Source organism: Bradyrhizobium sp. (genome assembly GCF_016462955.1).
Classification (GTDB): domain Bacteria; phylum Pseudomonadota; class Alphaproteobacteria; order Rhizobiales; family Xanthobacteraceae; genus Bradyrhizobium.
Map to the genome: position 1 here is coordinate 1 of NZ_JAEMSD010000155.1, position 13464 is coordinate 13464.

The following is a 13464-nucleotide window of genomic DNA, read 5'->3' on the forward strand; positions in this document are numbered from 1 at the left end:
CCCTCTCCCCAACCCTCCCCCGCAGGCGGGGGAGGGAGCGCACCTTTTGCGTGGCGACAGCTGGGCTCATACCATCAGCCCCGCTTGATGCGCGGGTCGATCGCGGCTTGGGCGATGTCGACCAGCAGGTTGAGGAAGACGAAGAACAGCGCCAGGATCAGGATCGTGCCCTGCAACAGCGGCAGGTCGCGCTGGAAGATCGCCGAGTTGAGCAGAAAGCCCGAGCCCGGCCAGGAGAACACGGTCTCGATCAGGATCGAGCCGCCAAGCATGTAGCCGAGCTGAAGCCCCATCACGGCGAGCGCGGTGGGCGCAGCGTTCTTTATGACGTGGCGGAACACGCCGGTTTCACGCAGGCCCTTCGCACGCAAGGCCTCGACAAAATCCTGACTCAGGATGTCGCCTGTCAGCGCGCGCACCGTGCGCGTGACGATGCCCATCGGAATCACCGAGGTCGTGATCGCCGGCAGCACCAGATATTTCAGGTGCGCCCAATCCCAGGCCCAGGAATTGGAGCCGCTGGGGCCGGCGCCGACTGCGGGCAGCCAGTTCAGCTGCACCGAAAAGATGATGACGAGCAGCATGCCGAGCCAGTAATGCGGCACCGAGACGCCGGCGATGGCAAAGGAGGTCGCGACCTTGTCGATCCAGGTCTCGCGGAAATAGCCGGCGATCAGGCCGAGCAGGACGCCCATGGTGAAGCCGATGATGGCGGCCGCGATCGCCAGCGTGACGGTGTTGCCCACCGCGCGCATGACCTCGGCCAGCACCGGGCGCCCCGTCGCGATGGAATTGCCGAGATCGCCATGAAGCGCGCGCAACAGCCATAGGCCGAACTGCACCGGCAACGGCCGGTCGAAGCCATAGGCGGCGCGCAGTTGCGCGGCGAGCTCCTGCGAGGCATCCGCCGGCAGCACGGCGACGAGCGGGTCGCCCGGCGTGATGTGCACGAGCAGAAAGCACACCAGCGCCACGCTGATGACGATGGGGACGACATAGACGATGCGTCTGGCGATATAGGCGAGCACGTTGTTTCTTTCTTCCTTCTCCCCTTGCGGGGGAAGGTGGCATAGGCCGCCTCCGGCGGCCGTTTCTTAAGTCGACGCCGAAGCGAAGCTTCGGCTACGGCGCCGGATGAGGGGTATCGATCCGCGGCTACAGTCATTTCAAACGAGCGAGAGTCTCTCCGCGGAGACCCCTCACCCGGCTTCGCTAAAGCGAAGCCACCCTCTCCCACATCCGCCTTCGCCAAGGCTTCGGCGGACAGGAGGGGAGAGGGTGCACCGAGTGCGCCGCTAGCACGTCACTTCGCGATCGACACCGGCGAGAAGTCGATGAACCAGCTCTTCGGCTGCACGACGCCGGTGACCTTCGGGCTCATCGCGCGCGGGCCGACGTCGTGGGCGACGTAGAGGAAGGCGGCGTCGTCGACGGAGGCCGCGTGCAGCTCGGCGAGCGCGGCGTCGCGTGCGGCGGGATCGAAGGTCTGCCGCGCCTTCTTCACCAGCTCGTCGAATTTGGGGTTGTTGATGAAGCCCCAATTGTTCGAGACCGGCGGGGCCATGCCCGATTGCAGGAAGCGCACCAGCGCGAAGAACGGGTCCATCGCCGCATAGGTGACGTTGGTCGCATTCGAGCCGTTGGCCGAGGGGTCCTTGGCGCCGCGGCGCCAGTTGGTGAACAGGGTGTTCCACTCGATGACGTCGAGCTTCACGTCGAAATAGCACTCGGCCAGAGCCTGCTGGAGATATTCGTTCATGGCCAGCGGTTGCATCTGGCCCGAGCCCGACGCTGAGGTCTGCGTCTTGACCGTGAGCTTCTTGTCGGGACCGAAACCGGCCTCCTGCATCAGCTTCTGCGCGGCCGCCTTGTCGTACTTGATCTGGAAGCTGGGATTGCCGCGCCAGGGATGGCCGGGCTCGAAGGTGCCGGTCGCCGGCACCATCAGGCCCGCGAGCAGCCCGTCCTTGAGGCCCTCACGATCGATGCAGAGGTTCGCCGCCTTGCGCACGCGGATGTCGTTCCAGGGCGAGCCTTCGACGCGCGAGAACTGCCAGGGCCAGACATGCGGCTGCTCGTTGGCATAGAGCTTGAAGCCGCGCTGCTTCAATTCGGGGATCGCGTCCGGCGCCGGCGCCTCGACCCAGTCGACCTGACCGGAGAGCAGCGCCGCGGTGCGCGCGTTCGCCTCCGGCATCGGCAACAGCACCATCTTGTCGACCTTGGGCACGCGATCCTTGTTCCAATAGTTCGCGTTCTTGACCAGCTCGAGCCGCTCGCGCGGCGTGAAGCTCGCCATCTTCCAGGGGCCGGTGCCCGAGGCGTCCTTGGCGAACGCGGTCCAGGCGGCCTGCGACTTCGCCTTGGCGTCAGCGCCCTCCGCCTTGTCGTAGAAGGCCTGCCACTTCGCCGGGCTCGCCATGAACAAATTGGTGAGGTTGATCGGCAGGAAGCTGTCGGGCTCCTTGGTGGTGAGCTCGACGGTCATGTCGTCGATCTTCTTTGCCGAGGCCAGCGTCGGCATGCGCGAGGCCGTGACGCCGACCTGGCTGGCGTCGAATTGCGGCGCGTCCTGCTTCAGCACCTTCTCGACGTTCCACACCACGGCGTCCGCGTTGAAGGGCGAGCCGTCGTGGAAAGTGACGCCGGGGCGCAGCTTGAAGACCCATTTGGTCTTGTCGGCATCGTCGACCTTCCACTCGGTGGCAAGGCCGGGAATCACCACGCTCGCCTTCTCGGCGGAGGACAGGTCCCAGCCGGTCAGCGCGTCGTACATCGTGAGACCGGTGAAGCGGTTTCCTTCAAAACCCTGATCGGGCTGGCCGAGGGTGCGCGGAATATCGGCAGCGGTCATGCCGATGCGCAGCACGGTTTGCGCGTCGGCCACGCGCGGCCATGCTGCGGCCGTCGTGAGAGCGAGCACCGCGATCAGTGCTGCACGTGTCTTCTTCTTAGTAAGCATCGCCTCGTCCTTCTCCGGCTTTGGATGATTAATTTTGATGCAATGGTATGCAATGCCTATGCCAAGGAGAAACTTTTTCTGCAAATTGCCCCTGCGGCGACAAGTCCTTGTGGATCGCGGGAAGGTGAAACCACGGTCTGCCTATTCTGGCATCAAGATTGCAAGTTCGGCTCCGAAATCCCTGGGAGCTTTGGACCATGCGTATTCGCCTATCGACCTGTCTCGCCGTGCTTGCGCTGGCGTCCTCCGCAATCTCGGCGCGCGCCGAAACGGTGGTGCGCTACGGCATCTCGATGGCGGACATCCCGCTCACCACCGGCCAGCCCGATCGCGGCGCCGGCGCCTATCAGTTCTCGGCCTACACGATCTACGATCCGCTGGTGGCCTGGGAGATGGACGTCGCCGATCGGCCCGGCAAGCTGGTGCCGGGGCTTGCGACCGAATGGAAGGTCGACGATGCCGACAAGACCAAATGGCGCTTTGCGCTTCGCAAGGGCGTGAAGTTCCACGACGGCAGCGAGTTCAATGCCGATGCGGTGATCTGGAATCTGGACAAGGTGCTCAACGACAAGGCGCCGCAATTCGACAAGCGGCAGAGCGCGCAGGTGAAGACCCGCCTGCCTTCGGTCGCCAGCTACGCCAAGATTGACGATTTCACGGTGGAGATCACCACCAAGACGATCGATTCCTTCTTTCCCTATCAGATGCTGTGGTTCCTGGTGTCGAGCCCGGCGCAGTACGACAAGCTCGGCAAGGACTGGGACAAGTTCGCCAGCCAGCCCTCCGGCACCGGCCCGTTCAAGCTGACCAGGCTGGTGCCGCGCGAACTCGCCGAGCTCTCCAAGAATCCCGACTACTGGAACAAGAAGCGCATTCCGAAGGCCGACAAGATCGTGCTGGTGCCGATGCCGGAAGCGCTGACGCGCACCAATGCGCTGCTTGCGGGCCAGGTCGACCTGATCGAGACGCCCGCGCCGGACGCGGTGCCGCAGCTGAAAGCGGCCGGCATGAAGCTGGTCGACAACGTCACGCCGCATGTCTGGAACTATCACCTCAGCGTGCTGCCGGGCTCGCCCTGGACCGACATCCGCCTGCGCAAGGCGCTCAACCTTGCGATCGATCGCGAGGCGGTGGTCGGCCTGATGAACGGATTGGCGAAGCCCGCGAAGGGACAGGTCGATCCGTCGAGCCCGTGGTTCGGCAAGCCGAGCTTCGAATTGAAGTATGATCTCGCCGCGGCGAAGAAGCTGGTCGAGGAGGCCGGTTATTCCAAGGCCAAGCCGCTGAAGACCACCTTCATCATCGCGCAGGGCGGCACCGGCCAGATGCTGTCGCTGCCGATGAACGAGTTTCTGCAGCAGAGCTTCAAGGAGATCGGCATCGACATCGACTTCAAGGTGGTCGAGCTCGAGACGCTCTACACGCATTGGCGCAAGGGTGCGGCCGACGAGATCAACGCCGGCATCACCTCCAACAACATCGCCTATGTCACCTCGGACCCGCTCTATGCGATCGTCCGCTTCTTCCATTCGGGGCAGATCGCGCCCGTGGGCGTCAACTGGGGCGGCTACAAGAACCCGAAGGTGGATGCGCTGATCGACGAGGCCAAGCAGACCTTCGACAGCGCCAAGCAGGACGCGCTGCTGGCGCAGGCCCATGCGCTGATCGTCGACGACGCCACGCTGGTCTGGGTCGTCCACGACACCAACCCGCACGCGCTGTCGCCGAAGATCAAGCAGTTCGTGCAGGCGCAGCACTGGTTCCAGGATCTGACGACGATCGGGATGGAGTGAGGGCGGCAAGCACAGCTGTCGTAGGGTGGGCAAAACGCAAGCGTGCCCACCCTTTCGACATTGCAGATCAAGATCGTGGGCACGGCGCTCACGCGCCTTTGTGCCCACCTTACGAGAGTTGGTGTTTGGCGCCTGTCGCGTTGACGCCCAGCGTCTCGCCAACCACCGCTGTCGTCCCGGCCAAGCGTACGCGCAGACCCGGATCCATAACCATAGGGAGTGGTTTGACGACAACTCGGAGTTGTCACTCGCGCCATAATTGCTGCCTGTGGTTATGGGTCCCCGCCTACGCGGGGGACGACAGCGAGTATGTGGCACCAGCGAGTGTGTGCCCCCTACTTCGTCAGCAACGCATAGGCGCCGGTCCAGCCCTCGGGCGGCGGATTGACCTGGAAATCCCTGATCCTCGCCTCGTAGAGCCTGAACAGCTTCTCCAGCGTGTCGGCGTCTTCGCTTCTACGGCCGCGCTCGATCGCATCCAGCGCGCCCTGCCAGTCGCGGCCGCGGTAGCAACCGAGCATTTCGATGGTGATGTTGCGCAGGCGCTGGAAGGCGGCCGAATTCATCACGTCCTCGCGGCCGGCGATGGCGTAGATCACTTCCGGCTCGGTCTTGCCCTTGACCATGATGAAGTCGAGCTCGAGGATCGCGAACTTATCCTTGGCGGCGAGCGCCGTCCGCGAGCCCACGATGATCGGGAAGCCGTACTCCTTGGACTGGCCCTCGAGGCGCGAAGCCAGGTTCACGCTGTCGCCGAGCACCGAATAGTTCTTCTTCAGGTCGGATCCCATGTTGCCGACCACGCCGATGCCGGTATTGAGACCAATGCCGACGTTGAGCGGGATGTAGACGTGGCCGCCGTCGGCCGCCTCCTGCTCGCGACCTTTGTTGACCTCGTCGATCTTCTCGAGCATCTGGATGGCGGCTTCGCAGGCGTTGATCTCGTGCTCGGCGTCGTCGAGCGGCGCGTTCCAGAACGCCATGATGGCGTCGCCCATGTACTTGTCGATGTAGCCCTTGCGCTCGATGATGACGTCGGTCAGCGGCGTCAGGAAGCGGTTCATCAGCTCGATCAGCCCTTGCGGATCGTGCTTGTAGGTCTCCGAGATCGTGGTGAAGCCGCGGACGTCGGAGAACATGATCGTCAGCTCGCGTTCCTCGCCGCCGAGCACGAGCTTTTCCGGCGACTGCGCCAGCTGCTCGACCAGCACCGGCGACATGTACTGCGCGAACATGCCGCGGATCTGCACGCGCTGGCGCTGCTCGCGCACGAAGCTGGCAAAGATCAGCGTCAGGTAGATCGCCGTGGTCGACAGCAGCGGATAAGTGAAGTCGATGAGGTAGCGGTGCTGCGCGTAGAAGAACCAGGAGGTGCCGACCAGAATGGCCGCGAAGGCCGCGCCCGCCAGCACGAGGCGGACGGGACCGAGATTCGGGGTGAAGATGATGACGAGCAGACCGATGATCAGCGCCGCGATCAGCTCGACGCCCAGCGCATAGTTCGGCTGCGATATCACCGCGCGGCTCAGCACGCCCTCCAGCACCTGGGCATGGATCTCGACACCCGGCATGGCCCGGGACACCGGCGTGGTCTTGATTTCGTTCAAGCCGCCCGCTGAGGTGCCGACCAGCACCAGCTTGCCGGCAAACCTCCCTGGCGGCACAGTATTGTCGAGCACGTCGACCGCGGAGACGTAGATCGACGGATCCCGGCGGGCATAGTGTACCCAGAGCTGACCGTTCTTGTCGGTCGGAACCTCCAGGCCCTTGAGGCGGATCGCCTTGATGCCCGTCTTGTCGGTGCGGATCAGCAAGGTCGGGGTGCCCGTGACGACGCGCAGGATCTCGAGGCTGAGCGAGGGCATGATGTTGCTCTGGGCGAGCATGATCATCGGCACGCGGCGGATCAATCCGTCGCGCTCGGTCCGGATCGAGAACAGGCCGCGGCCGGCCGCGGCTCTCTCGATGACCGGTACGTTGCGCAGCAGGCCGGGGAATTCGAACAGGAAGCGTTCGGCCCCGTCCTCCCCGACCGTGGCCACCCCCGTGAACGGCAGCGATTTGTCGAGTTCGGACAGGACTTCCGGAAGCCCGGTCTCGCCCAGCACGACGCGCGAGCGCTTGATCGCGTCCGCGAGGATCTGATCGTTGCTCGGCAGCTCGCGCAGCTTGGCGCGGGTCGCGTCGTCGAGATAGCGCATCTGGCTCGCGACCTGATCCGGATTGAGCCGGTCGGCTTCGGAGAAGACCACGTCGAAGCCGATCGCCACCGCGCCGTTGTTGGTGAGGTTTTGGATCATGTCGGCGATGCGCGTGCGCGGCCACGGCCACTGGCCGAGCCTGGCGAGGCTCTTGTCGTCGATATCGACGATGACGACCGGCCGCGCCGCCTTCTGGCGCGGATCGATCAATTGAAACATGTCGAAGGTACGCAGCCGCAATTCCTGGATCGGCGGCGGATCCCAGAGGCGCGCGCCCGCGAACAGCACAAGCAACGCAAGGCAGATCAGCCGCGCGAGGCCGAACTTCCGCGCAAACCACCGCCGCAGGATCTTGAGACGTTTCATGAAGGTGGAATTCCCTGCCCCGGACCGAGCCGGGCGCGGCGATCATGGAGCGTCGGCATGCGGTTGGCTATTCCTGGATGCCGAGGATTCCAGATTTTTGCCACCCGAAGGCCGCCCGCCCGCGTCCGCTAGGCGTTGTGGGTCCCGAAGATGAAATCGCTGGACTGGAGATTCACGATGGCCACATTCTTGAGCAGGACCGTCTCCTGGGTGTCCAACGTCAGCAACGTGCCGCCGCTCTGCTCGGTCAGCGTAAGATCGCTCAGGGAGCCGATCCCGCTGAACTGCCGCAGGTCGATCTTGTCGAGACCGAACTCGAAATCCTCGACGGTATGCTGGACATTGTCCGGCGACGATGCCGGCGCGAATACGAACTGGTCCTTGGCGCCGCCGCCAATGAGCGTGTCGCTCGACCCGGTGGCGAAAATGATGTCCTTGCCGCCGGTGCCTTGCAGCGTGATGTCCTGGCCGCCGGCCCCCTCGGCGAAGATGAAGTTGACGGTGTCATAGTGGCCGGCCGCATCGGTGACGGTCAACGTGATCCGGTCGGTCGCCGGCAACTCCGCGCCGGGAGCGGCGCCGGTCGGATCGTAGGCGATGCCTGCGCCCTCCGCGAGGCCTGTGTTGATCTGATCGAGCGTGCCGGTCGTCGGATAGACGCTGGCGGTGCTGACGCCAGGATGTGCGGTCGACAGCGTGACCGTGAACGTATCCGTGCTGGAATCGGCGTCGGAGACCTGAAGATCGGTGATGATCGTGTTGCTGTTCTCGTTGATGTGCTCGACCTGGAAGCGCGTGGTGTCGATGACCGGCGCGCTGCCCTCGTCCGAACCGCTCACGTCGACCGTGAGCTTCGCGGTGCCGGTCGCGCCGTGCACGTCCGTGGTCTGAACCGTAAACTCGTCCACGTAGGCGCCATCCGGCAGCGCGTTGATGGCCGCTGCATTGGGGACGTAGCTGTAGCTGCCGTCGGGATTGACCGTCAGCGAGCCGTAGAGGCCGGCAACCGTCGTCGCTGCGTGATGGTCTGCATCGAGGACCGCATAGGTCAGCGTCGCCGTCTCGCCGCTATCGACATCGTGGCCTGCAAGTGTACCGGTCAGATCCTGAGCAGTCGTGTCCGTGATCGGACCGATGTCCAGATCCGCGAGCGTCGGCGCGTCGTTGACGCCCGTGATCGTGACGGTCACGTCCTGCGAGACATGCGCGCCGTGATCGTCGGTGAAGGTGACGGTGTAGACCTGGGTGATGGTCTGGCCCTGCGCCAGCGACTGCAGCACCGCATCGTCGTTGTCGAGGCTGAAGTGCCAGCCCAGCGTCGCGCCGTTGTCCGAGTCGTTGTTGAACTCGGCAACCGACGGATCGATCGTGAACGTGCCCAGCGGCGTGCTGCAGTCGAAACCGGGCAGATGCGCGCTCGACGTCGCCGACTTGAACGCGGCTTCCGCGCTGTGGGTGTCGATCAGGTCGAGATCCTGGATCGCCAGCGTGCCGCCGATCGACAGCATCGCGCATGCATCCTCGGTCACCGCCCCCGCAGCGGCGGCGGTGTCGCTGGTGATCGTCGGCGCGTCGTTGGTGCCGTTGATCGTCACAGTCACGTCCTGCGAGACGTGCGCGCCGTGATCGTCGGTGAAGGTGACGGTGTAGACCTGGGTGATGGCCTGGCCTTCGGCCAGCGATTGCAACACCGGATTGCTGTTGTCGAGACTGAAGTGCCAGCCCAGCGTCGCACCGTTGTCCGAGTCGTTGTTGAACTCGGTCACCGAGGGATCGATCGTGAAGGTCCCGAGCGGCGTGTTGCCGCCAAAGCCCGGCAGAGGCGCGCTCGAGGTCGCCGACTTGAACACCGCCTGCGCGGTGTGGGTATCGATCAGGTCGAGATCCTGAATGGCCAGCGTGCCGCCGATCGACAGTGTCGCGCAGGCGTCCTCGGTCACGGCTCCGGCGGCATCGGTGGCGCTGCTGGTGATCGTCGGCGCATCGTTGGCACCGTTGATCGTCACGGTCACGTCCTGCGAGACGTGTGCGCCATGATTGTCGGTGAACGTGACGGTGTAGACCTGGGTGATGGTCTGCCCTTGCGCCAGCGACTGCAACACGGGATTGCCGTTGGCGAGGCTGAAGTGCCAGCCCAGTGTTGCCCCGTTATTGGTGTCGGTGTTGGATTCGAGCACCGATGGATCGATCGTGAAGGTCCCGAGCGGCGCGTCGCCGGAGAAGCCCGGCAGAGGCGCGCTCGCGGTCGCCGACTTGAGCACCGCCTGCGCGGTGTGGGTGTCGATCAGGTCGAGATCCTGGATCGCGAGCGTGCCGCCGATCGACAAAGTGAGGCCGGTATCCTCGGTGACTGCCCCAGCAGCGGCCGCAGCACCGCTGGTGATGGTCGGCGTGTCATTGGTCCCGTTGATTGTGACCGTGACATCCTGCGAGACCGTTGCGCCGTGGTTGTCGGTGAACGTGACGGTATAGACCTGGGTGATAGTCTGGCCTTCGGCCAGCGACTGCAACACCGGATTGCCGTTGGCGAGGCTGAAGTGCCAGCCCAATGTCGCACCGTTGTCGGTGTCGCTGCTGGATTCGCTCACGAATGGATCGATCGTGAAGGTGCCGATCTTCGTGGTATTGTCGACGAAGCCAGGCAGATGGGCGCTCGAGGTCGACGACTTGAACGCGACCTGCGCCGTGTGCGTGTCGATCAGGTCGAGGTCCTGAATCGCGAGCGTGCCGCCCGCCGTCAGCGTTGCGCCGGTATCCTCGGTCACGGCTCCCTCGGCCGCCCCGGGATCGCTCGTGATGGTCGGCGCATCGTTGGTGCCGGTGATGACCACCGTGACGTCCTGGGTGACGGTCCCGCCGTGGTGATCGTCGACCTTGACGGTGTAGACCTGCGTAATGGTCTGGCCCTGGGCCAACGACTGCAGCACCGGATCGCTATCGTTGATCGTAAAGGTCCAGCCGACCGAGCCCCGGGAGCTCGCGCCCGGGCTTTCGGCCACCGGTTGGAGCGCAAACGTGCCGATATGCGACGTGCCATCGCTGAAGCCGGGCAGATGCGCACTCGACGTCGTCGATTTCAGAACGAAGCTCGCCGTGTGCGTATCCGTGAGGTCGGGATCGTTGAACGAAATGGTGCCGTCCGCCGTCAGGGTTTCCCCGTCCTCGCTTACAGCGCCGGTCGCAAACGTCTCGTCTTGGACGATCGTCGGCAGGTCGTTGGTGCCCTCGACGTTGACGTCGGCACCATCGATCGACAGCGTGAGGGGCGTGCTGACGACGCCGCCGTGGCCATCGTCGACCTGCACCACGTAATTGAGGATCAGCTTCTCGTGTTCGCCGAGGAAGTCGAACAGATGATCGGGAACGCTGTAGGTCCAGATGGCCGTGCCGTTGTTGCCGTTTGCGGCACCTTGAACCACGGTCAAGGGCACCTTGACGGCAGCGATCGCGGCGAGCTGCGCCGGCGTCAACGTCGCGGTGATGTCGTTGCCTTCCGAATCGAGATATTTGAACGGCTGGGTGGACGAGAGTTCCGCGCTCACGATCGGCCGGTCGGTCAGATCGACGTCCGTGAAGGTGACCGTGCCGGTGATGGTGCTGAGAGCTTGGTTTCCGGTCCCGACCAACTCGATCACGGTGCCGCCTGACGTCGCAACGGTCGGCTTGTCGTTCGTCCCCGTGATCGTGATGGTGATCGGGACGAACTTGCTCTCGGGGCTCACCGTGAAATTGGTGTCGACGCGGACCATATAGGTCAGGGTCAGCGTCTCGCCGGCCGCGAGGAAGTCGAAGACCTTGTCGGGGATCGTGTAGGTCCAGACCGCCGAGCCGTTGTTCTGGTTGCCGGGGTCGGCGACCACATTGATCTGGATCTGCGTCGCCGCGATGGCCTGCTTCTGGAGCGCGGAAAGCGAGCCGGTGACGTCGGTCTGGCCGGCGTTCTTGTAGGCAAAGTTCGGAGCGGCGGCGAGGCTGATGCTCACCGTCGGCCGGTCGCCGAGGTTTTGATCGACGAACCGGATGATGCCGGAAATCGTATCGGCCTGCGTGTCGCCGGTCGTGCCCGCGCGCTCGGTCAGCGCGAACGCCGTCTTCACGTTGCCGGCAGCGTCGAAGCTCTGCACGGTCGGCTGGCCGGGAATGCGCTCGATGGGCGGCGTCGAGGGGCCGGGCTTGTCCGATGTCTGCAAATTGAGGTTGACGACGGTCGCGGTCACGATGGCGCCGGACCCCGACTTGAACACCAGGTCCTGGCTGAACGGCGTGATCGTGTCGGTGAAGTTCGTGGTCAACTTGGTGTTGGTGTTGTTGTCGGTGAACTTCAGCGTGAACACGTCCGTGATCAGCTTCTGAACGTCCGGCGACATCAGCGCATTGGTGATCGAGACGTTGCCGCCGCTGATCTGGATCATCTGCCCGGCCTGGTTGACCGTCGCGATCGGCAGCAGCGTGATCTTGTCGAACAGGATGTAGGAGCCGGTCGTGCCGTTCGGCTCCACCAGCACCTGGAAGCTCGCCTGCGGCTGCGGATCGCCGCCGCCGGCGGGAACCACGAAGTTGATCTGGGTCAGCACCGCGGTGCCGCGGATGCCCATGGTGGCGACCGGCGTGTCGACCTTCATGTCGCCGTGCTTGGCGGTCTCGCCGGCGACGAAGGTGATGGTGCCGGCGATGAGGCTGAGCAGCGAGGAGTTGCTCGACCCGTTGGGGTCGTAGACCATCTCGTTCAGCACCATCCGCGCATTGGAGGACAGGCCGAACACGGTGCCGTCGATGAAGGTAATGCCGAGCGTCGAATCGGCTCCGGTCGAGACCACGTCGCCCTTCTCGACGTTGTCGCCGTTGTTGAGGATAACCGAGACGCCGTTACGGATCGCGGTCGCGCTGCCCACGAGCTTGGTGACGTGACCGATGACCTGAGCGGCAGAGGCGCCGGGCGCGGCTTGGGCAACTTGAACATGGCCGGTGAGGGCGTTGACGACGTCGCCGCTGAGGTGGGCGCCGTCGGGCGAGGCGATCGCCGCACGCTTTTCGCCCCTGAAATAATCGTGAACCACGTACTCATGGCCGTCGTGGGACAGCACGAGATCAAGACCGGTTCGCTTGAACTCGCCGTTGAAGATCAGATTAGGGTCGGGAACGACGAATGCGCCATCCGGCACGAGGCCATTCGCCTTCGCGATGAAGGATTTGGCCGACAAGGAATCGGCAGCGATAGAGGCAGGCGAGCTGGAACCCTGGCCGTCCAGCGACGTCGCGGCGTCAAATTTGCCAGCGTAATTCAACCGGGCACCGTGAAATGGGTTAAAATTTAAGTAAGTATCGACCGCCAAAGCTTGCTTAGCATTACCAAGTCCTTAGTGAAACCATCTATTGCTTGTGTGATTTCGTGTCACTTGGCTGAAAGAACCGCTGCAGGGCGGGGCTTCCTTAGAGAAGCGGAAGTCGTCAGTGAAGAATTCCGCAGTCGAAAGAAGCTTAGATGCCGGCATTTCCCCTCGCCCCAAGTCGTCTAAAGTAAAGAAGACAAAACAGATACTTGTTTTATCTTTTCCTAATGATGCTCTGCAGCATCCTGCGGCAAATACTGAGCTAAATCTGTGACCTAACTAACAGATCCCGTGAAATAGCGGGCTGTTAGCCATAGGGAACAGAATCAGCGGCGGTCGCAACTTTTGCCTGCAACCGGCTCCATTTCGCGGCAGGAAGCGCCCTCCTAGCCACGGAATCGTAAAATTTGACGCAATTCAGACGAGCCTGGTTCAGCCTGTCACCCGGTTTTGATACCTCTGCCGCCCGCGTTAAGCAGACCAAAACGGCCCGTCACGCACTATCTCCGCGAAAGCAACAAGCCCGGCACGTCGAGATCGAGGGGGATCTCGCGAAGCCTGGAAGGGGATGTCAGATGGAGACCGCAGCTCGCTCGCGCGCCTTTCGCGCAATCCTTGTCTTGTGCGGCTTGATCCTGCTCGGATCGGCCGCGGAGCTTCGCGCCGGCACGCTGCTGTCGCCGGGCGCCGGCGTCCTCGTGCGCAAATCCGCCGAACCTTTCGGGGTGTTCGCCTTCGCCATTTCGTCGGGCGGCCTGCAGCAAAAATGGTCCGCGCTGAAGCACAGGCTCGACGACGACATGGTGCAGCTC

At 63.7% G+C, this 13464-nt stretch carries 5 protein-coding genes and 1 pseudogene; 2 read left to right on the top strand and 4 right to left on the bottom strand.

What is annotated here, in order from left to right:
• Nucleotides 1–74: 74 nt before the first annotated feature.
• Both JHD07_RS17440 and JHD07_RS17445 read right to left on the bottom strand, forming a co-directional pair.
• Nucleotides 75–1028: an ABC transporter permease gene (locus JHD07_RS17440; protein ID WP_061024096.1), complete on the bottom strand. Its 954-nt coding sequence runs from the start codon at nt 1026–1028 to the stop codon at nt 75–77.
• A 275-nt stretch (nt 1029–1303) separates the two neighbouring features.
• Nucleotides 1304–2962, bottom strand: a complete 1659-nt coding sequence (locus JHD07_RS17445) for an ABC transporter substrate-binding protein (protein ID WP_291624400.1) — start codon at nt 2960–2962, stop codon at nt 1304–1306.
• Between the two features lie 197 nt (nt 2963–3159).
• Between JHD07_RS17445 and JHD07_RS17450 the strand changes: the two genes are divergently transcribed.
• Nucleotides 3160–4755, top strand: coding sequence for an ABC transporter substrate-binding protein (locus JHD07_RS17450; protein WP_291624401.1), 1596 nt, complete (start codon nt 3160–3162; stop codon nt 4753–4755).
• 335 nt (nt 4756–5090) lie between these two features.
• Here JHD07_RS17450 and JHD07_RS17455 read toward each other — a convergent pair whose 3' ends face one another.
• Together JHD07_RS17455 and JHD07_RS17460 are read right to left on the bottom strand one after the other, a co-directional pair.
• Nucleotides 5091–7322 (bottom strand): adenylate/guanylate cyclase domain-containing protein, encoded by a 2232-nt coding sequence (locus JHD07_RS17455; RefSeq protein WP_291624402.1) that lies wholly within the window; start codon nt 7320–7322, stop codon nt 5091–5093.
• A gap of 128 nt (nt 7323–7450) precedes the next feature.
• Complete coding sequence (locus JHD07_RS17460) at nt 7451–12523, bottom strand: VCBS domain-containing protein (RefSeq protein WP_291624403.1); 5073 nt, start codon at nt 12521–12523, stop codon at nt 7451–7453.
• Between the two features lie 704 nt (nt 12524–13227).
• Here JHD07_RS17460 and JHD07_RS17465 point away from each other — a divergent pair.
• Nucleotides 13228–13464, top strand: a pseudogene (locus JHD07_RS17465) (hypothetical protein); the annotation flags it as partial.